The sequence below is a fragment of the Pseudomonas sp. BMW13 genome, from assembly GCF_013357275.1.
In the GTDB taxonomy this organism is placed as follows: domain Bacteria; phylum Pseudomonadota; class Gammaproteobacteria; order Pseudomonadales; family Pseudomonadaceae; genus Aquipseudomonas; species Aquipseudomonas khazarica.
This window is the reverse complement of sequence record NZ_SUKD01000018.1, coordinates 106,375-130,920: the sequence shown is the minus strand read 5'-3', so window position 1 is coordinate 130,920 and position 24,546 is coordinate 106,375. Positions and strand designations below refer to the sequence as shown.

Here is a 24,546-nt window from a genome sequence, read left to right as displayed (position 1 = left end):
TGCTCCTCGGCGGATCGTCCTGTGGGAAAGGGTCAGTGGCTGCCGGAGTGGCCGAAGCCGCCCGAGCCGCGTTGGGTTTCGTCGAACTGCTCGACCAGCTCGAAGTGCGCCTGCACCACAGGCACCAGCACCAGTTGCGCGATACGCTCGCCGATGGCGATGGTGAACGGCGTCTGGCCGCGGTTCCAGCACGACACCATCAGCTCGCCCTGGTAGTCCGAGTCGATCAGGCCGACCAGGTTGCCCAGCACGATGCCGTGCTTGTGGCCCAGGCCCGAGCGCGGCAGGATCATCGCGGCCAGGCCCGGGTCGCCGATGTAGATCGACAGGCCGGTCGGGATCAGGACGGTCTGGCCCGGCTCGAGGACGATGTCCTCCTTGAGCATGGCGCGCAGGTCGAGGCCGGCGGAGCCCGGGGTGGCGTATTGTGGCAGGGGGAATTCCTGGCCGAGGCGAGGATCGAGGATCTTGGCTTGCAGAGCGTGCATGGTCAGTTCTTGTTCAAACGGTCGGCGATGAGTGTGATCAACTGGCGGGCGATCTTGCCCTTGCTGGTCTGGGCAAAGCTGGTTTGCTGCAGCTCGCGGTCGATCACGGTGATGGCGTTCTCTTCACTATTGAAGCCGATGCTGGGGTTGGCCACATCGTTGGCGACGATCAGGTCGAGATTCTTGTCGCGCAGCTTGCGCGAGGCGTATTCGAGCAGGTTCTCGGTTTCCGCGGCGAAGCCCACGCTGAACGGGCGGTCGTCGCGACCTGCGATGGTGGCGAGGATATCCGGGTTGCGCACCATTTGCAGGAGCATCCCCTCGCCACTGCTGGGGTCTTTCTTCAATTTGTGCTGCGCGACCACTTCCGGGCGGTAATCGGCCACGGCGGCGGCGGCGATCAGCACGTCGCAGGGCATCGCAGCTTCGCAGGCGGCGAGCATGTCGCGGGCACTGACCACATCGATCCGGCTGACCCGGTCCGGCGTCGGCAGGTGCACCGGGCCGCTGACCAGGGTGACCCTGGCGCCGGCTTCGGCGGCGGCCTCGGCCAGGGCGAAGCCCATCTTGCCGGAGCTGTGGTTGGTGATGTAACGCACCGGGTCGATGTTTTCCTGGGTCGGGCCGGCGGTGATCAGGATGTGCAGGCCGTCCAGCGCCTGACGCTCGAAGCAGTCGGCGGCCAGGTTGGCGAGGTCGTTAGGTTCGAGCATGCGGCCCAGGCCGACGTCACCGCAGGCCTGGCTGCCGGATGCGGGGCCGAACAGGCGCATGCCGCGCTGTTTCAGCAGGTCGAGATTGGCCTGGGTGGCGGCGTCGCGCCACATCGCCTGATTCATCGCCGGCGCCAGGGCGATCGGGGCGTCGGTGGCCAGCACCAGGGTGGTCAGCAGGTCGTTGGCGATGCCCTGGGCCAGGCGGGCCATGAGGTCGGCGGTGGCCGGGGCGATGAGGATCAGGTCGGCCCAGCGTGCCAGTTCGATATGGCCCATCGCCGCTTCGGCGGCTGGGTCGAGCAGGTCGAGATGGACGGGGTGCCCGGAGAGCGCCTGCAGGGTCAGCGGCGTGATGAACTCGCGGCCGCCCTGGGTCATCACCACGCGGACTTCGGCGCCCTGATCCTTGAGTCGGCGAACCAGCTCGGCGCTCTTGTAGGCGGCAATACCGCCCCCCACGCCGACGATGATGCGTTTGCGATACAGCCGCTGCATAGGCTTGCCTTTTATATACCGGTGGATGTGCGCCACGTGACCAACGCCTCCCCAGGCCGGTCCCGTGTAAAAAGATGGGCTACGATAGCACAGCGCCCGCAGCGGAACAGCGGGCGCCTGGCTCGACATGGAGGTGTTCGATGAGCATTCGCGACTGGCCCGCGGCGGAGCGTCCGCGGGAGAAATTGCTGGAGCAGGGCGCTGCTGCGCTGACCGATGCCGAACTGCTGGCGATCTTCCTGCGCACGGGGGTTGCCGGCTGCAGTGCGGTGGACCTGGCGCGGCGCCTGCTTGCCGAGTTCGGCAGCCTGCGGGCCTTGCTGGAGGCGGAGTTGCCTGACTTCAGTCAGCACCTCGGCCTGGGGCCGGCCAAGTACGCGCAGCTGCAGGCGGTGCTGGAGATGGCCAGGCGGCATCTGGCCGAGCGTCTGCGCCGTGATTCGGCGCTGGAGAGTCCGCAGGTGGTGCGCGACTACCTCAAGGCGCAATTGCGCCACGAGTTGCACGAGGTGTTCGGCTGCCTGTTCCTCGATGCCAAACATCGCGTGCTGGCGTTCGAGGTGCTGTTCCGTGGTGGCATCGACAGTGCCAGCGTCCACCCCCGGCAGGTGGTCAGGCGTGCGCTGGCCAACAACGCGGCGGCGGTCATCCTCACCCACAATCACCCGTCTGGCGTTTCCGATCCCAGCCAGGCCGACCGTGTGCTGACCCGGCGCCTCAAGGACGCGCTGGCGCTGGTGGAGGTGCGGGTGCTCGACCACTTCATCGTCGGCGACGGCGAGCCGCTGTCGATGGCCGAGCAGGGGTGGATGTAGCCCGGCCGGTCAGCGGGCCAGGCTGACCCTGGCGAAGTCCTGCCGACCGAACGGGCTGACCCGGTAGCCCTCGACCTTGGCGTCGAGCAGGGCGAAGGCCGTGGGGTGGGCCAGCGGCAGCCACAGCGCCTGCTGCTGGATGATCGCCTGCGCCTGGTGATAGAGGCGACTGCGTTCGGCCTGGTCGCTGTGGGTCTTGCCGTCGGCGATCAGCTGGTCCAGGTCCTTGTCGCAGTAGCGCGCGAAGTTGAGGCCGGACTCGACCGAGGCGCAGGCGAATTGCGGGGTGAGGAAGTTGTCCGGATCGCCGTTGTCGCCGGCCCAGCCCATGAACAGCAGGTCGTGTTCGCCGGCCTTGGCGCGGCGGATCAGCTCGCCCCATTCGATCACGCGAATCTCGGCGTCGATGCCGACCTTGGCCAGATCCGCCTGCAATAGCTGGGCGCCGAGGCTGGGGTTGGGGTTGAGCAGGCTGCCGCTGGGGCGGGTCCAGATGGTGGTCTTGAAGCCGTTCGCCAGGCCGGCTTCGGCCAGCAGGGCGCGGGCGCGCTCCGGCTCATGGGCGTAGCCGGGCAGCTCGCGGGCGTAGCTCCAGGTGTTCGGCGGGTAGGGGCCGTTGGCCGGCTCGGCGCTGCCTTCGAACACGGCCTTGACGTAGCTGGCCTTGTCGAACGCCAGGTTGATCGCCTGGCGGACCTGCGGCTTGTCCAGCGGCGGGTGCTGGCTGTTGATACCGACGAAGGCGGTCATGAAGGCGGCGGTCTGGGCACTCTTGAGCTTGGCGTCGCCGGCGATGGCCTGGACGTCCTGCGGCTTCGGCGACAGGGCGATCTGGCATTCGCCGCGGCGCAGCTTCTGCAGGCGCACGTTGCTGTCCGGGGTGATGGCGAAGATCACCCGGTCCATGGCGGGCTTGCCGGCAAAATATTCCGGGTTGGCGCGGTAGCGCACGGCGGCGTCCTTCTGGAAGCGTTCGAAGACGAAGGGGCCGGTGCCGATGGGCGCGCTGTTGAGCTTCTCCGGTGTGCCCGCCGCCAGCAGTTGCTCGGCATATTCCGCCGGGTAGATGGAGGCGAAGCCCATGCTCAGGGTGGCCAGGAAGGTGGCGTCGCGGCGGCTCAGGGTGATGCGCACGCTGTGTGCGTCCGGCGCCTCGACCCTGGCGATCAGGCTCGGCCACTGCATCGATTGCGCATGCGGATAGCCGCTGACGGCGACCGCGTGCCAGGGATGCTGGTCGTCGAGCATGCGCTGGAAGCTGAACACCACGTCCCGGGCATCGAGGTTGCGGCTGGGAGTGAAGGCGGCGCTGTGGTGAAAATGCACGTCATCGCGCAACTGGAAGTCGTAGACCAGGCCGTCCGCCGAGATCGACCAGCTGCGCGCCAGGCTCGGCAGCAGCTTGCCCTGCACGGCGTCGAACTCCACCAGGCGATTCATCAGCATGTCGGCCGACGCATTGGTGGTGGTCAGCGAGTTGTACTGCACCACGTCGAAACCTTCCGGGCTGGCTTCGGTGCACACGCTGAGGGTCGCGGCCTGGGCAAGGATCGGGGTGCACAGCAGAGTGGCGAGCAGCAGGCGCATGGTTGGCTCCATTCCTGGCGTGGATGACAAGCTTGCAACCCTAGTCGATTTGCCGGGTGCTGAATACCTCGGCGAGGCGACGAGCGGTCAAATGTGGATAATGCCCCCGAAGGCTCGGCCCCAGGGCCGTTCGAGGGTGCGCCCTGACTTTTTATCCTGCGCTTTCCCTTGTTGCCCCCAGGGCTTTCTGGTATAAAGCAGCGCTCTTTTCTAGGGGCCCGGTTCTTGCGCTATTCAGTGCGCCCGGTAAGACCCTCGAGAAACGCGGCGCTGAGCGCCAATGACATTGAGTTTAAGCGGCCAACCCATGCCGGGTTGGGCATGTGGTTTTAGAGGGCTGAGGCATGTCGAGAGTCTGTCAAGTTACCGGTAAGGGTCCGGTAACCGGGAACAACATTTCCCACGCAAACAACAAAACCCGTCGTCGTTTCCTGCCGAACCTGCAGCACCATCGCTTCTGGGTCGAGTCCGAGAAGCGCTTCGTGCGTCTGCGCGTATCTGCCAAGGGCATGCGTGTCATCGACAAGCGTGGCATCGACGTAGTGCTGGCTGAGCTGCGCGCTCGCGGCGAAAAGGTTTAAGGAGAGAGTCATGCGTGAACTGATCCGTTTGGTGTCCAGCGCCGGTACCGGCCACTTCTACACCACCGACAAGAACAAGCGCACCACCCCCGACAAGATCGAAATCAAGAAATTCGATCCGGTCGTACGCAAGCACGTGATCTACAAGGAAGCCAAGATCAAGTAATTGATCGGCCTTCCGTCGAAAAAGCCCGCCCTTCCGGCGGGCTTTTTCGTTTCTGCGTGCGGCAATACGTCTCAGGCATTCCCGGCGGGTGCCGGCCCGTGCCGGCTGACGACAGCCCAGGTGGCGGTTTAGACTGCGGCCTCTGGCCTGAAACTGACGCATCGTGCAGCTTTCTCCGGCCCGGCAACCTCCCTTCGTTCCCGTCCAGAGAGTCGCATGACCGCCTCAGCACATCCCGTGGAAGTTCTAATCGCCGAGGCCGACCCCTGGACTTCCAACCTGCTGCAGCAACTGGTGCTCGATGTCCGGGGCGATGCGCGCGTGCTGCAGGTCAGCGACGGCCAGACCGCTCTGGCCCGCTGCAAGCGGCGGCTGCCCGATCTGGTGATCGCCGACGGCGAATTGCCCGGGCTCGATGGTGTCGAGCTGCTGCGTCAGCTGCGGCGCCATCCGCGTACGCCGGCACTGCCCTTCGTCCTGATCAGCGGTCGTCTCGATGCCAGCAGCGTGCGCGCCGCGCGCCCGCTGGCGCCCAGTGCCTACCTGGCCAAGCCCTTCAATGCCGAAAGCCTGCGCCAGCGCCTGCGCGGGTTGTTGCCGGTCGCCAGCGGCGAGCCGCAGTCGCGGCAGCCGCTGCTGCTCAGCGAGCTGCGGGACTTTCTCGACACGGTGCGCGAGGAGGGCCAGGGGGCGCCGTTGCTCAGCGATGTGCGCAATGCCGTCAGCCAGGGCCTGCAGGCGGGTGAGCAGGACCTGGGCGAGCTGGCGGCGGTGTTCGGCGCCGATCCGCAGATCACCGCTCTGCTGATCGCTGCCGCCAGCACGGCGGCGCAGCACCAGGGCATGCCCTGCCACACCCTGGCGCAGGCGCTGCAACGCCTGGGCGTGGCGCGCACGCTCAACCTCGTGCTGGGACTGGCGCTGCAGCGCAATGCCCAGCTGCGCGATGCGCGCCTGGCCGAACTGGCCGCGCAGGCCTGGCAACGGGCCAGGCGCAGCGCCGAGCTGGCGCGCTGGCTGGCGACCGAGCTGAAGCTGGACGCCGAGCTGTGCTACACGGCGGGCCTGCTGCACAACCTCGGTGAGCTGGCGCTGCTGCGCAGCCTGCAGGACTGGCAGGAGGCTGGTGGCGAGCTGAGCAATGCGCAGATCGACGATGCCATGCAGCGCCGTGCGGCGAGTTTCGGCTCCGCCCTGCGTATCCGCTGGCGCCTGCCGTTCGGCCTGCGCGAGCTGATCGCGGCGTTCTATGGCCTGGGCAGCGGCGTGTTCTCCCGCGAGGCGCTGGTGCTCAACCTCAGCGGCCTGCTGCTGGCACTGCCGACCAACGCCCTGCCGGCCAGCCTGGCCGAGGCCCGTTGCGTGCGCATGCTGCGCCTGAATGTGGCGTTGCTGGAACAGGTGCCGGTGGAGCTCTATCAGGCGTCCTGAGTGTCGTGGTGGCGGACATCGTCGGCCAGCAGGCGCAGCGGCTGCGGGCGGCCGACGAAATAGCCCTGTGCGTAGTCGATGCCGAGGCGGCGCAGGCAGTCCAGGCTGGCCTGGGTCTCGACGAACTCGGCGACGGTGAGCAGGCCGAGCTGGCCGGCGATCTGGCGCATCGAGCCGACCATGGCCTGGTTGATCGGGTCGCGCTCGATCCCGCTGATGAAGCTGCCGTCGATCTTGAGGATGTCCAGCGGCAGGTGGCGCAGGTAAGCGTAGGAGGCGAAGCCGCTGCCGAAATCGTCCAGGGCGACCTTCAGACCCTTGCCGCGCAGCTGTTCGATCCACTGCGCGGAAACGCCCAGTTCACCCAGGGCGACCATTTCCGTGACTTCGATGCACAGCTTGCTGGGCGGCAGGCCGTGGCGCTGCAGCTCGTCCTGCAGCAGGCGGTGGAAGCCGCTGTCGAGCAGTGAACTGGCACTGAGGTTGACGTTGACCTGGGCCAGCTGCGCCAGATGGCGTGGATTGGCTGCCAGCCAGGCGCACAGGTGCTGGATCACCCAGCGATCGATGGCGCCGAGGAAGTCATAGCGCGCCGCGGCGTCGAGAAACTGCGCGGGGCTGATCCAGTCGCCGTTGTGCGGGTCGCGGTAGCGCAGCAGCACTTCGTAGTGCAGGCCGCTGGAGGCCTGCTGCAGCGCCTGGACCGGCTGGAAGAACAGCTCGAAATGACCGCGCTCGGTGGCCTCGCGCAGGCGGGTTATCCACTGCAGCTGGCGCTGGTGTTCGAGCAGGGCGCCATCGGCCGGGTTGAACTGCTGCACGCGGTTACGCCCCTGGTGCTTGGCCAGCTGGCTGGCGCTGGTGGCCCAGTTCAGCGCCGTCTCCCAGTCGCTCACCCCGGAGCCGAGTGCCAGCATGCCGATGCTGGCGTGCAGGCGGAATGGCCGTCCCTGCCAGGTGAAGACGAACTGCTCGACGCCGCGGCGCAACTGTTCGGCTTGCTCCAGCGCGGCTTCGTCGTCCACCTCGCGCAGCAGGACGGCGAACTCGTCGCCGCCAACGCGGGCCAGCTCGGCATGCCGTGGCAGCTGATGCAGCAGTTGGCTGGCGAGCTGCCTGAGCAACTGATCGCCGGCGGAATGGCCGCAGAGGTCGTTGACCTGCTTGAAGCGGTCCAGCCCCAGCAACAGCAGGTGACTGAAGCGGCGCTTGGCGGTGCCACCGAGGGTTTCCGCGAGCAGCCGCTCCAGTTCGCGGCGGTTGAGCAGGCCGGTCAGCGCGTCATGTGCGGCCAGTTGCTGCAGGCGCTCTTCCAGCGCACGGCGCTCGCTGAGGTCGACCACGATGCCCTCGATGCAGTCCTGATGCGGACGCAGGTGCAGCGACAGGTACACCCAGCGTGGGCGCTGTTCGAGGTCGTACAGCTGGCATTCGCAGCTGGCGGTGCCGCTTCGCGCGTCCAGCTGCGAGAGCAGCTCGTGCCACTGCGTCTCGCCCACCAGGCTCGGCAGGGCGAGTGCGTCGAGGTTGGCCGGCAGTGCCTCGCGGCCCAGCAGGCGGGCCAGGCTCGGATTGGCTTCCAGCAGCCTGCCGTCGCGGCGGCAGCGGAAGATGCCTTCGCCGCTGTGGCGGAACAGCGCCTGGTACTGCTCCAGGTTGTCGATGGCCTGGGCCTGGCTGCTCAGCAGCACGCGGCGTACGCGCTCCAGCTGTTTGTCCAGCAGGGCGCCGAACAGCAGCATGCTCAGGGCCGGCAGGTAGGCGTACATGGCGTAGAAGCCCGCCGGCAGCGGGACCAGCCCGGCGCGGCCCAGCGGCACCAGTAGCATCAGGATCAGGGCCGCACTCCAGCACAACAGGTAGCCGGGCGCGTAAGGGCGGCGCTGGCGGACGCCGATGATCAGGAGCAGCAACTGGTACAGGCCGGTGGCCAGGATCAGCAGGTTCAGCACCTCATAGGCGCGCGGATGATCCACCAGCAGGCTGCCGACGCTGACCAGCAGGCTGGCGGCGAACAGCGCGTCGCGCAGCCAGCGCAGGCGCTTCAGGCGCAGGCCGAGAGCGCTGGCGATGAACAGCGAGCTGAAGATCATCATGCCGGCGGTGGGCAGGTTGACCAGCAGCTTGGGCAGCATCGGCCACTGCGGCCAGAGCAGCCCGGCGAGGTTGTAGATACTGGCGTTGTACAGCGCGGTACTCAGCGCGGTCAGGCCGAAACAGGCCAGCGGCCACTCGCGCAGCGTGCTGTAGCGGATCAGGTAGAACAGCGCCAGGGCCAGCAGCGCGCCGATCAGCAGGCCGCTGCGCAGCCAGCTGTGGGCGATCAGCTGTTGCCCCTGTGCGGCACCGACCAGCTGCAGCGGCAGGTTGATCGCCGAATGGCTCTGCACGCGCAGCAGCAGGGTGTGCACACCGGCGTCCAGGCGCGGCAGGTTGAGCAGGAAATGCGGATAGGGTTCGCCACGTTCGCCGAATGCCCGGCTCGAGCCACTGTAGAGCGGCCCCAGTGGCCGTTCTCCGTCGTACAGCCAGATTTCCAGGTCGTCGAGGAAGGTTTGTCCGATTATCAGTTGCAGGCGCTCCGCCGCCGGAGCCTGCACCTGCGTGGCGAGCCACCAGGCGCTGCGGCTGTAGCCGATACGCGGTGTGCCCTCGACCTCGCGGCCCTGGCTGGCGATGCGTTGCAGCACCTCGCTTGCGGTCAGCTGGGCGCCGGGGTCCTCGAGCAGCAGGCTGCGTTCGATGCTGACCGGCTCGTCCAGGTCGCCCGCCTCGAGCTTGAGCAGCGGCAACGCACCGCCCGCCCAGACCGGCAGGACGCAGACCAGGCAGAGCAGGGTCATCAATGAACGAAGTGGGCGGAGCATCCGGGCGCCTCATGGCTACTGCGAGGGCGCCGGAGTCCGGTGGACGTTGTTCTGTCGTGCGGTAACGATCAGGCGCAGAGGGATTCTAGCCGACTGTCGGGATGATGATTGCGGGGCGAGTCTCATCCGCCAGGAAGAACTCCCCCGCCCGTCGCGGCGCACAGGGCGCCGCGCATGAGAATCAGGCGGCCTGCGTGCGTTGCGCTTGCGCCTGGTCGCGGCGGGTCCAGCGATTGGCGCGGGCGAACGTGCCGAAGTCGTTGAAGCGCACGCCCATCTCGCGCATCACCCTGTGGGCGAAGGGCACGCTGAGCTGGCGGATGTAGAAGGGCTCCTTGACCACGAAGTGGTGGATCGCATGGCTGCTGCCGAAGTTGAAGCAGAATGCCTGCAACGGCCACAGCCACCAGGGGTTGAGCACCTGCGTCTGCTGGATCACGTTGCCCGGTTCGACATCGCCGTAGTAGTGCATGTTGGAGCTGACGAAGTGCAGGCAGAAGGTGCGCAGCACGTTGGGGCCGACCAGTACCACCACGGCGACGTTCACCACCTGCATGGTCGCCAGGGTCGTGGCCGACCAGGCAATGGGGGCGCCGAGGGCGGCGCTGGCCCAGTCGAGCAGGTGGAAGCCGAGGAACAGGTACCAGGTCGCCCAGTTGAGCAGGCCCAGCGGCGCGTAGACCTTCAGCGTGCGGCTGAGGATCAGCCGGCGGTGCGCCGGATTCTTCGCCCGCAGCCAGCGGATCAGCGAGCTCATCATGTTGTCGCCGACCATCAGCAGGCGGGCGATGCCCCAGGGTTCGCCGTTGGTGATGGCGCGTTCCTCGGTATCCGCCTCGCTGCCGGACACCTTGTGATGGTTCAGGTGCAGGTGCCGGCGCACCCAGGGGTTGATGGTGCTCGGCCGGGCCAGCCAGACCAGCGCCATCATCAGGTTGTGCGGCACGGGGCGCTTGCGGAAGTACATCGAGTGGATCAGGTCGTGCTCCAGCTCGTGGGTCAGCGAGGCGAAGAAGGCGTTGAGCAGCAGGCACCCCCACCAGGGCAGCTGGCCACCGATGTACAGGGCCGCCGAGCCGAGCATGCCGAGCAGGGCGAAGGCGAGAATAGCGGCGCCGAGCGCGTCCTGATGCTGCAGGATCGGGTAGCGCTGGCGCAGTGCGTTGCCGTGGGCCATCACCTGCTCGCGGATATGCGCGGCGCGTTGCTGATCATTAAGGCTTGCGGGGGAGGGGGACATGCCGACATCCTCTTGTTATTGGGCTGTGACTTCACTGTGCCGTGACGGTCGTCAGAGCGCCCGACCGAGCACGCCAACCTGCCTACCGGATACGCCAATCTGCATGACCGCCGAACCCTCCACCCTGGCCAGCTGGACCCGCGCCCTGCGCAAGCAGCTCGATGCCCTTGGCCTGGACAGCAGCGCGCTGTGCCGCGAGGCCGGGCTCGACCCTGCGCTGCTGGACGACCCCAACGCGCGTTGCCCGCTGTCGGTGACCACCCGTCTGTGGCAACTGGCGGTGGCGGCCAGCGGTGATCCGGCGCTGGGCCTGAAGACCTCGCAGTTCGTCAGCCCGACCACCTTCCATGCCCTGGGTTATGCGCTGATCGCCAGCAGCAGCCTGCGCGAGATGTTCGAGCGCATCGTGCGCTATCACCGGGTGGTCAGCGATGCCCTGCAGCTGGAGCTGCGCCAGGTGGACGATGCCTACGAGTTTCGTTTCCGTGTCCCGCCCGGCAGCCCGACGCCGGCAGCGGAGGCGCTGGACGCCTTCGCCGCGATCTACGTGCGCAGTTGCCGCAATCGCCTGAGCCGCGACTTCGCCCCGCTGCTGGTGCAGCTGCAGCGCCCGCGTCCGCTCGACCCCGAGCCGTGGCAGGCGGTGTTTCGCGCTCCCGTGCAGTTCGAGGCCGAGGAAAGCCTGCTGCGCTTTCCGCGGGACGCCTTCGAGCAACGCCTCGACGATGGCAACCCGGAGCTGGCCGAGCACAACGAAGCCGTGCTCAGGCGCAGCCTGGAACAACTGCAGGCGGCCAGTTGCAGCGAGCGGGTACGCAACTTCCTGCAGGCGCAGTTGCCAGATGGCGAGCCGTCGGCCGAACGCATCGCCCAGGCCCTGCACCTGAGCCTGCGCAGCCTGCAGCGCCACCTGGCCGAGGAGGGCACCAGCTACGAGGCGCTGCTCGGTGACACGCGCCAGGCCCTGGCGCTGCAGCACATGCGTGACCCGCGCTGTTCGATCAGCGAGATTGCCTATCTGCTCGGCTTCAGTGACAGCAGCAGCTTCGGCCGAGCCTTCAAACGCTGGACCGGGCAGACCCCGAGCCAGTACCGCGATGGATTGAAAAAAGCATGACCCAGTACGACCTGATATTGGCCGGAGCCGGTCACGCCCACCTTGGTGTGTTGCGCCGTTGGGCCATGGTGGAACGCCCGCCAGGGCGGATCGGCCTGCTCAGCCCCGGCCCCGAGGCCTGGTACGCCGGCATGTTGCCGGGGCTGATCAGCGGCCGTTTCAGCGCCGCCGACTGCCGGGTGGAGCTGCAACCGCTGTGCCGGGCGGCCAAGGTCGAGCTGATCGAGGGCGAGATCGCCTCGCTCGACGCCGACAGCCGCTGCCTGCGCCTCACCGATGGCCGTGACCTGCAGGGTGAATGGCTGTCACTCAACGTCGGTGCCGGCATGGCCATACCACCGCAGCAGGGCGACGCCATGCAGGTGCTGGCCGCGCGGCCCATCGAGCGGCTGCTGGTGGGCTGGCAACAATGGCAGGCCGAGCCCAGGCGCATGGCGATCCTCGGCGGCGGCGCGGGCGGCGTGGAGCTGTCCCTGGCGCTGGCCGACAAGGTGCCGGCGCTGGCGCTGTTCTGCGGCGGCGCGCTGCTCGACGGGCTGTCGCCGGGGCTGCGCCTGCGTGCCCTGGGCCATCTGCGTCAGCGTGGCGTGCAGGTGCGTGAGCACTGTCCGATCGGGCGCATCGAGGACGACTGGCTGCTCAGTGGCGACGAGCCCGTGTGGCGCGGGCGCCGCCTGTTGCTGGCCAGTGGCGCGCGGCCCTGGCCCTGGCTGACGGCCAGCCAGCTGGCCACGGACAGCGCCGGCTTCATCGCCATCCGGCCGACCCTGCAGTGCGAGTCGCACGCGCAGGTGTTCGCCGTCGGCGACAGCGCCAGCCTCGACGGCATGCGCCGCAGCGGGCGTTTCGCGGTGCGCCAGGCGCCCGTGCTGGCTGCCAACCTGCAGGCGGCCTTGCAGGGGCGGCCCCTGCGCCAGTACCGGGCGCAGTGGCAGAGCCTGGCACTGCTCGCCACGGGCGATGGCGGCGCGCTGCTCGGCTGGCACGACTGGAGTGCGGGTGGGCAGCTCTACGGACGTTGCAAGGACTGGCTCGACCGGCGTTTCGTCCAGCGCCATCGCGTCGTGGGGTAGGGCAGGCTAAATTCATGGCATGGTGCTACCAAAGTGCGATGGTGCTGGCGCTGCCAACCTGCTCGAATTCGGTCATCGTGCCCGGTCTGCATCGTCTGATTTGTCGACGGGCCTGCCTTCCTCGTAGCCTGCTGCCCAGGTTGCGTGGGATATTCCAGGAGAGAACCCGCCGTGACTTCGTCCGCCTACAGCGCCTCGCCGCGCACCAGAACAAGAACTCTGAGGTCGGTCATGCAAGCTGCTTTCATCCGCACACCTGTCGCCTGTCTGCTGCACGCCATCGGGCTTGCGGGCCTGATGCTGGTCTATCAGCAGGTGCAACTGCCCGCTTATGTCAGCGTGCCGTCCTTCCTGCTGCTGGCGCTGTGGCCCTGGCTGGGGCCCTGGCAGCGCCGCGACGAACCCGCCGCCGTGGTGCGCAAGGCCCCGGCCGGTGACTTCGTCGAGCTGAGCCGCGGGCTGTCGCGCCACACCTGTCACAACGCGCTGTCCGCAGCCAGGGTCGCTCACGCGGTCAAGCACCTGGCCGAACGCCTGCAATCGCAGCTGGCGGCGGTGCAGCAGGTCAGCCAGGCCGCCGAGGCCATTACCCTTACCGAGCAGGACAGCGCGGCACGTGCCGAGCAGACCCTGACGGCGGCCCGGCATGTGCGTGAGGCCAGTGCCGATGGCCAGGCCGAACTCAACCAGGCCATCGGCCGCATGCAGCAACTCAGTGCCCAGACCCTGGCCAGCCGCGAGCTGATCGACGGCCTCGGCAGCCGCACCGAACAGATCGAGCAGGTCACCCAGGTGATCCAGTCCATCGCCAGCCAGACCAACCTGCTGGCGCTCAACGCCGCCATCGAGGCGGCCCGCGCCGGTGAGATGGGCCGTGGTTTCGCCGTGGTCGCCGATGAGGTGCGCAACCTGGCGGCGCGCACCGCCAGCGCCACCGAGGAAGTCAGCCAGATGGTCGCCGACATCCGCCAGCAGAGCACGGCAGTGGTCGAGCACATCCAGCGCCAGAGCGTCGAGCTGGAGCAGGCGGCGCAGCAGATCGAGACCGCCGGCAGTCGGTTGCACGGCATCGCCGACCAGGCCGAGGAGGTCGAGCAGCAGGTGGCGCGGATCAGCGCCGGCACCGCCGACAATCACCAGCGCCTGGCCAGCCTGTCGGCCGCCGCGTTGCAGCTGCAGAATGACGTGCAGGGCAGCGAGGGACAGACGCGGCAACTGGCCGATGCCGCCGAACAGTTGGTCGGCCAGGCCGAGACGGTCAGCGAGCAGCTCGCCGAGGTGGGCCTGGACGACTATCACCAGCGGGCCTATGACCTGGCGCGCGAAGGCGCGGCTGCCATCGCCGCGCAGTTCGAGCAGGACCTGCAGGCCGGGCGTATCGGCCTCGACGACCTGTTCGATCGCCGCTACCAGCCGATTGCCGGTACCCAGCCGCAGAAGTACCGCACGCGCTTCGACCAGTACGCCGACCAGGTGCTGCCGGCCCTGCAGGAACCCTTGCTCGAACGCCACGAGGGGCTGGTCTTTGCCATCTCCACCACGCCGGAAGGCTACGTGCCCACCCACAACGCCGCGTTCAACCATCCGCCCAGCGGCGACCCGGCGGTGGATGCGACCCGCAGCCGTGGCAAGCGCCTGTTCAACGACCGCACCGGTATCCGTTGCGGCAGCCACAAGCAGACCCTGCTGTTGCAGACCTACATGCGCGATACCGGCGAACTGATGCACGACCTGTCGGTGCCGATCATGGTGCAGGGCCGGCATTGGGGTGGCCTGCGTCTGGGTTATCGACCCGAGCCATAGGGGCGCCGCGCGCCCCGTCGGCGGCACTGCCGGCAGGAAAATGCCTGCCTGATTGTTTAGCCGGCGCACAACCAAGCGTATGAAAAACCCGATTTAACGCACGTCAAACCCTGTGCGACGCTGCCAAGCCATGATCTCCCCGGCCTGCCAAGTCCATGTTCCGCTGTACCGCGCGCCTGCGCGGCGGCGCCTGTTGGAGCGGCTCAACCCGCTGCTGACGATCATCCTCGCCTTCTGGGCGCTGTGGCACTGCCGCCACGCGCGCCCACCGGACGCCGTCCCCACCCGCTGAATTCCGATGGCTGCGCCATGCCCGCAGCCGCTGATGCCCAATTGTCTGCCTGTGCAACCTGTTCGAGAATCGAACGGGCCGTGCGGACACCGAGCGCCTGACTGGCGCAAGCGAGTGCGATATGACGACTTTCGCTGCTGTGCAGGAAGCCCAGGCTTTCCTGACCGACAACCCCGACATCGAACTGATCGAGCTGTTCATCCTCGACGCCAACGGCGTGCCGCGCGGCAAGCTGCTGCATCGCGAGGAACTGCTGGCGCTGTATGAGAGTGGCCGGCCGTTGCCGAGCACCATGCTGGGCCTGTCCATCCTCGGCGAGGATGTCGAGGACTCCGGCCTGGTCTGGGATGTCGGCGATATCGACTGCCGCGCCTACCCGTTGCCCGGTAGCCTGGTGCGCCTGCCCTGGCGGCAGATTCCCACTGCTGCGGTACAGGTTTCCATGCACCCCAGCGAAGGCCTGCCGGCAACCCCCGCCGACCCGCGCCAGTTGCTGGTGCGGGTGATCGAGCAGCTCGAAGCCGACGGCTATCACCCGGTGATGGCCTGCGAGCTGGAGTTCTACCTGCTCGACCAGAAGCGCGACGCGCAAGGGCGCCCGCAGCCGGCGCTGGATGCCGACGGTGGCCGTCCGCGACAGACCCAGGTCTACGGCCTGCGCGAACTGGAGCAGATCGAGCCGTTCCTCCGCGACCTTTACGCCGCCTGCAAGGCCCAGGGGATTCCGGCACGCACGGCGATTTCCGAGTACGCCCCCGGCCAGGTCGAGATCACCCTGGAGCACGGTCCGGTACTGGCGGCGATGGACCAGGCGGTGCGCTACAAGCGCCTGGTCAAGGGGGTGGCGCATGCCCACGGCATGCAGGCCTGCTTCATGGCCAAGCCGTTCGCCGAGATCGCCGGCACCGGCATGCACATGCACGTCAGCCTGGCCGACCCGGCGGGTGACAATCTGTTCGCCAGCGAAGATCCGGCCGGTACGCCGCTGTTGCGTCAGGCGGTCGGCGGCATGCTCGCCAGCCTGCACGACTCGTTGCTGCTGTTCTGCCCCAACGCCAACTCCTACCGACGTTTCCAGGCCAACAGCTACGCGCCGCTGGCGCCGACCTGGGGTGTGGATAACCGTACCGTGAGCCTGCGCGTGCCGGGCGGCCCGGCCAGGACCCGACACGTCGAGCACCGCATCTGCGGCGCCGACGCCAACCCCTACCTCGCGGCAGCGGCGATTCTCGCCGGTATCCAGCGCGGCATCCGCGACCGCCTCGACCCTGGGGCACCGATCGAGGGCAACGGCTATGCCCAGGCCAAGGAGCGCCTGCCGAGCCAATGGTCGGCGGCGATCCAGGCGCTGGAGCAGTCGAGCTGGGCCCGCGACGCCTTCGGTGGCGACTTCCTCAAGGTGTTCCTGGCGGTCAAGCGCGCCGAGTATCGCCAGTTCATGGGCGAGGTCGGCGAGCAGGACTGGCGCTGGTACCTGAGCAACGCCTGACTGAACAGCATCGCGGCTGCAGCCGCTCCTACGAAGTGTGCATCCCATGTAGGCGCGGCCGGGCGGCATTCCGCTTCAGCCGCGATCACAGATTCACCGGTGCCAACGCACCCCAAGGATATGCAATGAACGCGATCAACCAAGCCGTCAAACCCGCCGCCGAGCGGGCGCCTTCCTACTACTCGGCGTCGCTCAACTTCGAGTCCGACTACCCGACGCTGCAGGGCAGCGTGAGCGTGGACGTGGCCATCATCGGCGGTGGCTTCACCGGCATCGCCACGGCCGTGGAGCTGGCCGAGCGCGGCCTCAAGGTCGCCGTGGTGGAAACCAACAAGGTCGGCTGGGGGGCCAGCGGACGCAACGGTGGCCAGGTCACCGGCAGCCTGTCCGGCGACGAAGCCATGCGCAAGCAGATGCGCAACAGCCTCGGCAGCGAGGTCGACGACTTCATCTGGCACCTGCGCTGGCGTGGCCACGAGATCATCAAGAGCCGTGTGGCCAGGTACGGCATCGCCTGCGACCTCAAGCACGGCCATCTGCACGCGGCGATGAAGCCCAGCCACATGGACGAGCTCAGGGCCTCCTACGACGAGGCGCTGCGGCGCGGCATGGCCGGCGAGGTGAGCCTGCTCGACGGCGCCGAGGTGCGTGCCCAGCTGGGCAGCGACCTGTACTGCGGGGCGATCAAGAACACCCGCAACATGCACCTGCACCCGCTCAACCTGTGCCTCGGCGAAGCGCAGGCGGCGGCGAGCCTGGGCGCGCTGATCTTCGAGCATTCCGAAGTGCTGGATATCGTCCATGGCCCGCGTCCGGCGGTGGTCACCACGGGCGGGCGCATCGAAGCCAAGCAGGTGCTGCTGGCTGGCGACGTCTACCACAAGCTGGAGCGGCGCAAGCTCAAGGGCATGATCTTCCCGGCCATGGGTGGCATCGTCACCACCGCGCCGCTGGGCGAGCTGGCGAAAGAGATCAACCCGCAGGACCTGGCGGTCTACGACTGCCGTTTCGTGCTCGACTACTACCGCCTGACCGGCGACGGCCGCCTGCTGTTTGGCGGTGGTGCCAACTATTCCGGGCGTGATTCACGGGACATCGCCGGGGAACTGCGCCCGTGCATCGAGCGCACCTTCCCGCAACTCAAGGGCGTGCAGATCGACTTCCAGTGGAGCTGCGCCATGGGCATCGTGATGAACCGCATCCCGCAGCTGGGCAAGCTGTCGTCCAATGTCTGGTACTGCCAGGGCTACTCCGGTCACGGCGTGGCGACCACCCACATCATGGGCGAGATCATGGCCAAGGCGATTACCGGCGACCTGGAGCAGTACGACACTTTCGCCGCCTGCAAGCACATCAAGGTGCCGCTGGGTGACCAGCTCGGCAACCCGATGCTGGCGGCCGGCATGTGGTACTACCAGATGCTGGAGAAGCTGCGCTGAGGGCGGCCAGAGTCCTAGGTGCCATTCAGCGGCGAACAGCGCCGATGAGGCGCAACAACTGCTGGCAGGCCCGTTCGACGTCGGACTCCAGGATGTTGGGAATGCCCAGCAGCAGCCCGGACCTGGCGCCTTCGGCCTTGGCGTACCAGACGCTCAGGGGCGCTGGCGCCATGCCCTGGGTCAGGGCCAGGCGGGCGATCCGCTGATCATCCTCGCCGTTGTCGAGCGGCAGCAACAGCGCCAGCCCGGCCATGGCGTCCTGGGCATGTTCCTGACCCAGCGCCGCGCGCAGCAGTCCCAGGCGGGAGGCGTACAGGCGCTTCATGCGTCGCAGGTGACGCAGGTAGTGTCCGCCCTTCATGAATGCCGTGATGGTCATCTGCGTGGCCATGGCCGGTGCCGGTGCCAGCACGGCGGCGCTATCCATGAAGTGGTTGACCAGGGCCGGTGGTACGACCATGAAGCCCAGGCGCAGTGCCGGGCTGATCGTCTTGCTGAAGGTGCCGATGTGGATCACGCGCCCGGCATGGTCCAGCGAGGCCAGTGCCGGAGCGGCCTTGCCCGCCAGTTGCAGCTCGCTGAGGTAGTCGTCCTCGATGATCCAGCTGTCGCTGCGCGATGCCCATTCCAGCAACGCATGGCGTCGCGCCAGCGACAGGGTCATGCCCAGGGGGGCCTGCTGCCCAGCCGTCACCACGGCCAGGGCTGCCAGGGGCGCCCTGGCAATCCCCTGCTCGACGACCAGACCCTGCTCGTCGACGTCGACGGGCACCACCTGCACACCCGTCGTCGACAGCGCGAGACGCGCCAGTGGGTAGCCCGGTTCCTCGAACCAGGCTTGCCGGTTGCGCAACGGCAGTCCGAGCAGTGCCAGGCCCATGGCCCCGGCATGGCCACTGGTCACCAGGATCTGTTCAGGCGAACAGACCAGGCCGCGAGCGACCGCCAGGTAGGCGGCGATTTCCGTGCGCAGGGCCTGCTCGCCACGGGGATCGGGGTAGTTGGTCGGGCTGTGCGCCGCGTGCCGTGCGGCGCTGATGCTGGCGCGACTCCACTGGGTATAGGGAAAGGCATCTTGCGCCGGAACCCCCACCTGGAAGGGCAGCGGTGGATGACCGAACGGATGCATGAGGAACGCCGGCAACGGACCTCGCGGCGTTGCTGGGGCAACGAGCGTTCGGCTGCTCGGCGGGTGCTCGCAGACATAGGTGCCTGCCGCTCCGCGTGCGACCAGCAACTGCTCGTCGATCAGGCGCTCGTAGGCCGCCCGCACGGTGCCGCGCGCCACCCCCAGTTGCGCTGCCAGGTCGCGCCAGGAGGGCATGCGGGCGCCGGCATACAGCTGCCCTTCGCGGATGGCGCTGCCAATGCTGAGGCGTATCTGTTCGATCAGCGACTGGCCGGCGTGGCGGTTGAGCTCGATGCGCACGTTATCCACCCGGCACCCCCTCGATCGAGGGCGTCAGCAGGTCGGTGCAGGGGCAAGGCGTGGAAGGAATGTCCATGGGCGATCGACCATCCAGCCCGGCTGTACGCAAGCGCGGTGGCCCTGTCCGGTGCTGGGAGCGGATGGGCCGGGTTGGCGTTGGCTTGCCCGGTGATGGTACAGCCGAAAAGGTAATTCTTGGCTCTTTTTTTTGCACCGTCAGCAGGTGAGGATCACGCCATCGCATTACTCGGTTCAGACTTTAAGGAGATCCACGGTGCCCCTGATGACACTTGCAACTCGACTCAAATACCTGGCTGGCGTGGCGCTGTTCGCCGTTGCCTGTCAGGGTGTTCACGCGGAAGAAAGCATCGATGAAGGCGAGCGACGTGCGCAGCATGCAGGGGCCGAGCTGATCGGCAAGCCGGCGCCGGCGGCAGTCCTGCAGACCATCGATGGTGAGCGCATCGACCTGGCGCAGCTCTACGGCAAGAAGCCGGTCTACCTCAAGTTCTGGGCCACCTGGTGCGTGCCTTGCCGGCAGCAGATGCCCGGCTTCGAAGAGGTGCAGCAGACCCTGGGTGACGATATCCAGGTCATCGCGGTGAACACCGGCTTCAGTGACGACATCGAATCGGTCCGTGCCTACCGGCAGGCGCTGGGCCTGAGCATGCCCATCGTCGTCGATGACGGCAGCCTGGCCGCCGCGTTCAACCTGCGGGTCACGCCGCAGCACGTGCTGATCGGTCGGGACGGACGGATCGCGCATGTCGGCCACCTGGACGATGCGCAGCTGCACGCGGCCTTGCAGCGGGTGCTGGATGCGGGCACCGCGACGGTGGCGGCATCGCCGAACGAGCAGGCCGACGCCGGCCGTCGCTTCAACGTCGGTGATCAGGTCGAGGGTGTGCAACTGGCGATGCTCGAAGGCGCTGCCGTCTCTCTCGGCCAGGCCAGCGGCAAGCCGCGGGCACTGGTGTTCTTCGCGCCCTGGTGCGAGTCCTACCTGGCCGAGAGCCGGCCGCAGACCTCCCAGGCGTGCCTGCGGGTACGCCAGGATGTCGACCGCCTGGCGGCGCAGAGTGGCGTGGAATGGTTCGGCATCTCGTCCGGGCTCTGGACGTCGAAGCAGGACCTGCAGGACTACAAGGCCAGCACCAACACGCAGCTGCCCCTGGCGCTGGACGAGGGCGACGCACTGTTCCGTGCCTTCGGTGTGCGCGACATCCCCAGTGTCGTGCTGCTCGATGCGCAGGGGCGTGTGGCCCAGGTGCTGAAGCCGCAGGATACGCACCTGGCCGAAGCGCTCGACAGCATCAGCGCCCGTTGATCTCCCTGGCGGCGGGGTGCCCGCCGCCATCCAGCCCTCCGCTCTCAAGGTCATCATGCTTCGACGGTTAATCATGGCACTGCTGTTCGGTGCCCTCATGGCCCCGCTTGCCTGGGCCCAGAACTTGCCGGGACGTGGTGAGGTGCTCATCACCTCGTCGCTGCTGGCCGAGAGTCCGACGCCTGCGGCAGGCGGGCAGACGACACTGGCGCTGGTCATGGATCCCCAGGCCGACTGGCATGGCTACTGGAAGCAGCCCGGCGATGTCGGCCTGGCGCCGCAGCTGACCTGGTATCTGCCCGAGGGCGTCAGCGTCGGCGAGCCGGTCTATCCGGTGCCGCAGACGTTGCTGATCGATGGCCTGATGAACCATGTCTACGAGCACCCCTATGCCGTGCTGATACCGCTGCATGTCGCGGACGGCCTGGCCAGCGGTGAGTCGTTGGCGATTCGCCTGGATATGAAGTACCTGGCCTGCCGATACGACGCGTGCGTGCCGGAACAGGCGAGCCTGGAGACGCGCCTGACGGTCGGTGACGGCCGCAACGACCCGGCGCTGAGCGATACCTTCGCCAACTGGCGTCAGGCCTTGCCCAGGCCGCTCGGCAGCTCCGCCCGGTTCGCTGTCGCGGAGGGGCTCGTGCGTGTCAGCATTCCGCTGCCTGCGGGCATGGCAATCGACGCGCCTCACCTGTTCTCGGCCACCCCAGGCGCACTCGACAACGCAGCCGAGCAACGGGTGGAGCGCAGCGACGATCACCTGATCATCGAAACCCGGCCGGGCCAGCAGGTGCCAGAGCACTTCGATGCCCTGCTGTCGCTGGGCAATGGCCTGGGCCTGGACGTGAAGGTCAGCCGCAGCGAGGTTCAGCCCGGCAATACGCTGGTGATGACCCTGGTTGCGCTGGCCGGTGCGCTGCTTGGCGGCCTGCTGCTCAACCTGATGCCCTGCGTATTCCCCATCCTCAGCCTCAAGGCATTGAGCATCGCACGAGCCAACGGCAGTGACGGGGCCGCCCGGCGCGAGGCGCTGGCGTACACGGCCGGGGTGGTGGCGGTCTGTGTCCTGCTGGGTGCGCTGTTGCTCGCGCTGCGCTCTGGTGGCTCGCAACTCGGCTGGGCCTTCCAGCTTCAGGACCCGCGCGTGGTTCTGGTGCTGCTGTTGCTGAGCACGGCCATCGCACTCAACTTCGCCGGGCTGTTCGAACTCTCGTCGATCAATGTGGGCAGTGCTCTGGTCAACCGTGAAGGCCATGCCGGCGCATTCTGGACCGGCGCGCTGGCGGCCTTCGTCGCCACGCCCTGTACGGGGCCGTTCATGGCGGCTGCGCTGGGCGCGGCACTGGTGCTGCCCAGCGGGGCGGCCATGCTGGTGTTCGCCGGTCTGGGCCTGGGGATCGCCCTGCCGTTCCTGCTGCTGGGCTTCGTGCCGGCGCTGCGTCAGCGTCTGCCGCGGCCCGGCCCCTGGATGGAAACCCTGCGCCACGTCCTGGCCGTTCCCATGTTCCTCACGGCGCTGGCGTTGCTCTGGGTACTCGCTCAGCAGGTCGGCAGCAATGCCCTGATCACGGTGATCGGCTGCACGCTGCTGCTGGGGCTCGGTCTGTGGGTCGCGGGCCTGCGCCAGCGGGCGTTCAAGTCAAACAGCTGGATACCTGCGGTGCTGGCGGCCGTCCTGGCGCTGAGCATCGGTCTGAGTCAGGACAGCAGCCCTCAGGCCCAGCGCGCAGCACAGGCCTACCAGCCTTTCGACGAGGCGCGCCTGAGCAGCCTGCGCCAGGGCGAGCATGCCGTCTTCGTGTACTTCACGGCGGACTGGTGCGTGACCTGCAAGGTCAACGAGCAGGTCGCGATCAACCGCCCGCAAACGCAGCGCGCTTTCGACGCACATGGCGTGCAGGTGATGCGCGGTGACTGGACGCGCGGTGACGCCACGATTACCGCCTTTCTCGAAAAACACGGCCGCTCGGGTGTGCCGCTGTACCTGTGGTACGTGCCAGGCCAGGCGGCGCCAGAGGTGTTGCCCCAGGTTCTTGGCCCGGGGCTGCTGAGCGAACTGGCCGCCAACGACCGTCCCATGACGGAGCCTTGAGCGACCTGGCCAGGAGCGCGTCGGCAGTGCGCTGCGCGATGCGTCCGGCCGATCATCAGGAGCCGTGATCTTGGGCACGGGCATGCGCCGGTGGCGTTTCAGCGCTGGCTGCGGCATTCGCCCAGGCTGCGGTAGCGGATACTGCGCAGTTCTTCGTTGCTGTCTTCGAAGACCATGATCTGTGGGATGACTCCGCAGTATTCGATTCTCGGGCTCTGGTAAACGACCTTGGCGATGTCCAGTTTCATGCTGTAGCGGTAGTCCTGGATTTGCGGCATCGGCTTGCCCGTGCGCTCGGCGTATCGCTGGGCGACTTCGATGCTGTTCTGTTCGATCTGCCTGACCTTGTCCTTTGGAAAGGACTGCGCAAGGGCGTTGCTGGCGACCAGCAGAAGGGCGAGAGGCAAGAGGTGGTTGAGGATTTTCATGGCTGGGCCTGTGGCTGATGGTGTCGAGCCGGACACTAGCGCCCCGTCGCTTACCCAGGCATTGCGCCAGGATTACAATCGCGAAAGCCGACGCCGGCAGGGGCTTGGCACCTGCCGGCGGCACACTCAGAAGACGTACTGCAGGCGCATGACGACGCCATCGCCGGTGTCATCGCCGACCGTGTTGCTGGCGTTGTCGGTACTCGCCGTGACGTAGTTGGCGCTGATCTTCACGGCCTCGTTGGCATACCAGTTGACGCCAAGTGTATGGGTCCTGGCGCGAGCGTCACCGACCTGGCGTGTGGTCGTGCTGCTGGTGATGTTGTCATCCTCCACCCTGATCGAGTCGAAACGGTAGAACAGCTCCCAGGCCCCCAGTGCCTTGTCGTCCGCCTTGATGGTGTCGAACCTGGCGCCATCGAGTCGGTAGAGACGCGGCTCGCCGGTGAGGGTGTAGGCGACCTGGACGTAGTAGCCGTCCGCTTCGACGTCGTTGCTCGCCTGGTCGGCCTTGAGGGTGCGGCGCAGATACTCGCCCTGGACCGAGAAGGCATCCAGGGCCCAGGCACCCTCCACGCCCCATACCGCGTCGTCGTCCCAGAGATCGGCGCTGGCAGTGGCGCCACCGAAGACCACGCGGTTGCCGTTGTCACCGGCGCTGCTGCCGCCGTTGGTGCTGACACCGCGCATTCCCGCGCGTGGACGAATGCGTGTGTCCACGGCGCTGCCGCCGAGGTCGCGATAGGCGTACTGCAGGCCGACATGCAGGACATTGCCGGGTTGGTTGAGGGGCGCGAACACCGCGCGGGCGTTGTAGCGTTTGACGCTGTCACCATCGCTGTCGTTGTTGTTCTCGCTGAAGACGCTGCCGGAAAGGTATGCGGAACCGGCGATGACGCGGGTCGCCTGTAGTCCCAGGCCGGAGTTGTCGTTTATCCAGTCGGCCAGCTCGTAGGACAGGTTGCGTTCCAGCGCGGTCGTCCATTTCGAGCTGGTGGCCTTCTCCAGGCCGAAGTCGGTGTAGAAGCGACCGGCCTTGATGTACAGCGGGCTGAAGCCTGTATAGGTGACGCTGGCCTCGTCGAAGTAACCGGCACTGTCGTTGCCGGTGTTGCGCGACAGGTCATAGTTGATCTGGTACTTCCAGTCCCTGTAGGCGGTGCCGCCCAGTTCCAGGTAGGCGCGTCGGAAATAGCCCGCATCGGCCGAGTTGCCATTGCGCGTGTAGTAACCGTCGAACATCGAATAATCGGCCTGCAAGCGGCCGCCCAGCTTGAAGCTGAAGGCTTTGTCGGTGGTGGCCACCTCCAGCCCGCCTTTGGTCCTGATGACGATATCGGCGCCGTCGGTGGTGACCGTCCCGGCGTGTGCCGGGATGGCAGGAAGACTCAGCAGGATGCCGAGTGCGAGGAGGGAAAATGGCGTGGGTTTGATCAACATGCATGGCTCCTTGTCGCCGAATGTCAGGGGTTGGCGACGGGATGCTTTGCGGGGCGGATGACGCTTGGCGGGCAATTCGGTGACGATTCGATGACGCTCGCCCGTTGCGGGCGCGCACCCCGGAAATGCTGGGCACCGGCGCTTTTACGGGCATGCCGGGGGGTGATTTCACTTCGATGGCGATCAGGTGAAAGCGGCCGTGTGGCACCCAGTCGCTGGCGCCGTGAGCGA

Annotated in this window: 19 protein-coding genes; 11 read left to right on the top strand and 8 right to left on the bottom strand. The window is 67.4% G+C overall.

All coding sequences use genetic code 11. The features are described from left to right. Positions 1 to 32 precede the first annotated feature (32 nt). Entirely contained in the window at positions 33 to 488 is a 456-nt protein-coding gene (dut, locus tag E4487_RS14630) for a dUTP diphosphatase (protein ID WP_037051166.1), read from the bottom strand. A gap of 2 nt (positions 489 to 490) precedes the next feature. Beyond that, positions 491 to 1,699, bottom strand: coding sequence for a bifunctional phosphopantothenoylcysteine decarboxylase/phosphopantothenate--cysteine ligase CoaBC (coaBC, locus tag E4487_RS14625; RefSeq protein WP_175253726.1), 1,209 nt, complete (start codon positions 1,697 to 1,699; stop codon positions 491 to 493). Positions 1,700 to 1,839: 140 nt separating this feature from the next. Between coaBC and radC the strand changes: the two genes are divergently transcribed. Beyond that, positions 1,840 to 2,514, top strand: a complete 675-nt coding sequence (gene radC / locus E4487_RS14620; protein ID WP_037051173.1) for a DNA repair protein RadC — start codon at positions 1,840 to 1,842, stop codon at positions 2,512 to 2,514. A 9-nt stretch (positions 2,515 to 2,523) separates the two neighbouring features. On the opposite strand, the gene E4487_RS14615 is transcribed toward radC, so the two are convergent. Beyond that, the gene (locus tag E4487_RS14615) at positions 2,524 to 4,101 is read right to left on the bottom strand and encodes an ABC transporter substrate-binding protein (protein WP_150607056.1); all 1,578 of its coding nucleotides are present in this window, start codon (positions 4,099 to 4,101) and stop codon (positions 2,524 to 2,526) included. A gap of 344 nt (positions 4,102 to 4,445) precedes the next feature. Between E4487_RS14615 and rpmB the strand changes: the two genes are divergently transcribed. The 3 genes from rpmB to E4487_RS14600 all read left to right on the top strand — a co-directional run bounded on the left by rpmB (position 4,446) and on the right by E4487_RS14600 (position 6,279). Then, a complete protein-coding gene (rpmB, locus tag E4487_RS14610; RefSeq protein WP_003242523.1) occupies positions 4,446 to 4,682 on the top strand; it encodes a 50S ribosomal protein L28 in 237 nt (78 codons plus the stop codon). 10 nt (positions 4,683 to 4,692) lie between these two features. Continuing rightward, the gene (rpmG, locus tag E4487_RS14605; protein WP_003457707.1) at positions 4,693 to 4,848 is read left to right on the top strand and encodes a 50S ribosomal protein L33; all 156 of its coding nucleotides are present in this window, start codon (positions 4,693 to 4,695) and stop codon (positions 4,846 to 4,848) included. Positions 4,849 to 5,064: 216 nt separating this feature from the next. After that, a complete protein-coding gene (locus E4487_RS14600) occupies positions 5,065 to 6,279 on the top strand; it encodes an HDOD domain-containing protein (RefSeq protein WP_175253725.1) in 1,215 nt (404 codons plus the stop codon). Here the strand turns inward: E4487_RS14600 and E4487_RS14595 are convergent. Beyond that, positions 6,267 to 9,146 (bottom strand): EAL domain-containing protein, encoded by a 2,880-nt coding sequence (locus tag E4487_RS14595; protein WP_175253724.1) that lies wholly within the window; start codon positions 9,144 to 9,146, stop codon positions 6,267 to 6,269. The two genes, E4487_RS14600 and E4487_RS14595, sit on opposite strands and share 13 nt — an antisense overlap. A 181-nt stretch (positions 9,147 to 9,327) precedes the next feature. Further along, on the bottom strand, positions 9,328 to 10,386 hold the full coding sequence (locus E4487_RS14590) for a fatty acid desaturase (RefSeq protein ID WP_047587179.1): 1,059 nt from the start codon (positions 10,384 to 10,386) through the stop codon (positions 9,328 to 9,330). A 103-nt stretch (positions 10,387 to 10,489) separates the two neighbouring features. On the opposite strand from E4487_RS14590, the gene E4487_RS14585 reads away from it, so the two are divergent. The 5 genes from E4487_RS14585 (at position 10,490) to E4487_RS14565 (ending at position 17,599) form a co-directional block, all read left to right on the top strand. Further along, positions 10,490 to 11,503 (top strand): AraC family transcriptional regulator, encoded by a 1,014-nt coding sequence (locus E4487_RS14585; RefSeq protein ID WP_037051199.1) that lies wholly within the window; start codon positions 10,490 to 10,492, stop codon positions 11,501 to 11,503. Further along, a complete protein-coding gene (locus E4487_RS14580; protein WP_037051202.1) occupies positions 11,500 to 12,576 on the top strand; it encodes an FAD-dependent oxidoreductase in 1,077 nt (358 codons plus the stop codon). The genes E4487_RS14585 and E4487_RS14580 overlap by 4 nt, the downstream gene beginning before the upstream one ends. A 231-nt stretch (positions 12,577 to 12,807) precedes the next feature. Continuing rightward, positions 12,808 to 14,379, top strand: coding sequence for a methyl-accepting chemotaxis protein (locus E4487_RS14575; protein WP_175253723.1), 1,572 nt, complete (start codon positions 12,808 to 12,810; stop codon positions 14,377 to 14,379). A 413-nt stretch (positions 14,380 to 14,792) separates the two neighbouring features. Then, the gene (locus E4487_RS14570) at positions 14,793 to 16,160 is read left to right on the top strand and encodes a glutamine synthetase family protein (protein WP_175253722.1); all 1,368 of its coding nucleotides are present in this window, start codon (positions 14,793 to 14,795) and stop codon (positions 16,158 to 16,160) included. 125 nt (positions 16,161 to 16,285) lie between these two features. Continuing rightward, positions 16,286 to 17,599 carry an FAD-binding oxidoreductase gene (locus E4487_RS14565; RefSeq protein WP_218952956.1) on the top strand — a complete coding sequence of 438 codons (1,314 nt, stop codon included), beginning with the start codon at positions 16,286 to 16,288 and terminating at the stop codon, positions 17,597 to 17,599. Positions 17,600 to 17,624: 25 nt separating this feature from the next. On the opposite strand, the gene E4487_RS14560 is transcribed toward E4487_RS14565, so the two are convergent. Further along, complete coding sequence (locus E4487_RS14560) at positions 17,625 to 19,037, bottom strand: PLP-dependent aminotransferase family protein (RefSeq protein ID WP_175253721.1); 1,413 nt, start codon at positions 19,035 to 19,037, stop codon at positions 17,625 to 17,627. A gap of 274 nt (positions 19,038 to 19,311) precedes the next feature. On the opposite strand from E4487_RS14560, the gene E4487_RS14555 reads away from it, so the two are divergent. Both E4487_RS14555 and E4487_RS14550 read left to right on the top strand, forming a co-directional pair. Further along, a complete protein-coding gene (locus E4487_RS14555; RefSeq protein ID WP_134677640.1) occupies positions 19,312 to 20,355 on the top strand; it encodes a TlpA disulfide reductase family protein in 1,044 nt (347 codons plus the stop codon). Positions 20,356 to 20,428: 73 nt separating this feature from the next. Then, positions 20,429 to 22,447: a protein-disulfide reductase DsbD gene (locus E4487_RS14550; RefSeq protein WP_257229433.1), complete on the top strand. Its 2,019-nt coding sequence runs from the start codon at positions 20,429 to 20,431 to the stop codon at positions 22,445 to 22,447. A 98-nt stretch (positions 22,448 to 22,545) separates the two neighbouring features. On the opposite strand, the gene E4487_RS14545 is transcribed toward E4487_RS14550, so the two are convergent. Next, positions 22,546 to 22,875, bottom strand: a complete 330-nt coding sequence (locus tag E4487_RS14545) for a DUF2790 domain-containing protein (RefSeq protein WP_134677642.1) — start codon at positions 22,873 to 22,875, stop codon at positions 22,546 to 22,548. 126 nt (positions 22,876 to 23,001) lie between these two features. Next, the gene (locus E4487_RS14540) at positions 23,002 to 24,315 is read right to left on the bottom strand and encodes an OprO/OprP family phosphate-selective porin (RefSeq protein ID WP_175253719.1); all 1,314 of its coding nucleotides are present in this window, start codon (positions 24,313 to 24,315) and stop codon (positions 23,002 to 23,004) included. Positions 24,316 to 24,546: the final 231 nt, after the last annotated feature.

Coding starts and splice junctions, on each gene's coding strand:
- dut (WP_037051166.1), bottom strand. CDS start 488: ATGCACGCTCTGCAAGCCAAGATCCTCGATCCTCGCCTCGGCCAGGAA.
- coaBC (WP_175253726.1), bottom strand. CDS start 1,699: ATGCAGCGGCTGTATCGCAAACGCATCATCGTCGGCGTGGGGGGCGGT.
- radC (WP_037051173.1), top strand. CDS start 1,840: ATGAGCATTCGCGACTGGCCCGCGGCGGAGCGTCCGCGGGAGAAATTG.
- E4487_RS14615 (WP_150607056.1), bottom strand. CDS start 4,101: ATGCGCCTGCTGCTCGCCACTCTGCTGTGCACCCCGATCCTTGCCCAG.
- rpmB (WP_003242523.1), top strand. CDS start 4,446: ATGTCGAGAGTCTGTCAAGTTACCGGTAAGGGTCCGGTAACCGGGAAC.
- rpmG (WP_003457707.1), top strand. CDS start 4,693: ATGCGTGAACTGATCCGTTTGGTGTCCAGCGCCGGTACCGGCCACTTC.
- E4487_RS14600 (WP_175253725.1), top strand. CDS start 5,065: ATGACCGCCTCAGCACATCCCGTGGAAGTTCTAATCGCCGAGGCCGAC.
- E4487_RS14595 (WP_175253724.1), bottom strand. CDS start 9,146: ATGCTCCGCCCACTTCGTTCATTGATGACCCTGCTCTGCCTGGTCTGC.
- E4487_RS14590 (WP_047587179.1), bottom strand. CDS start 10,386: ATGTCCCCCTCCCCCGCAAGCCTTAATGATCAGCAACGCGCCGCGCAT.
- E4487_RS14585 (WP_037051199.1), top strand. CDS start 10,490: ATGACCGCCGAACCCTCCACCCTGGCCAGCTGGACCCGCGCCCTGCGC.
- E4487_RS14580 (WP_037051202.1), top strand. CDS start 11,500: ATGACCCAGTACGACCTGATATTGGCCGGAGCCGGTCACGCCCACCTT.
- E4487_RS14575 (WP_175253723.1), top strand. CDS start 12,808: ATGCAAGCTGCTTTCATCCGCACACCTGTCGCCTGTCTGCTGCACGCC.
- E4487_RS14570 (WP_175253722.1), top strand. CDS start 14,793: ATGACGACTTTCGCTGCTGTGCAGGAAGCCCAGGCTTTCCTGACCGAC.
- E4487_RS14565 (WP_218952956.1), top strand. CDS start 16,286: ATGAACGCGATCAACCAAGCCGTCAAACCCGCCGCCGAGCGGGCGCCT.
- E4487_RS14555 (WP_134677640.1), top strand. CDS start 19,312: ATGACACTTGCAACTCGACTCAAATACCTGGCTGGCGTGGCGCTGTTC.
- E4487_RS14550 (WP_257229433.1), top strand. CDS start 20,429: ATGGCACTGCTGTTCGGTGCCCTCATGGCCCCGCTTGCCTGGGCCCAG.
- E4487_RS14545 (WP_134677642.1), bottom strand. CDS start 22,875: ATGAAAATCCTCAACCACCTCTTGCCTCTCGCCCTTCTGCTGGTCGCC.
- E4487_RS14540 (WP_175253719.1), bottom strand. CDS start 24,315: ATGTTGATCAAACCCACGCCATTTTCCCTCCTCGCACTCGGCATCCTG.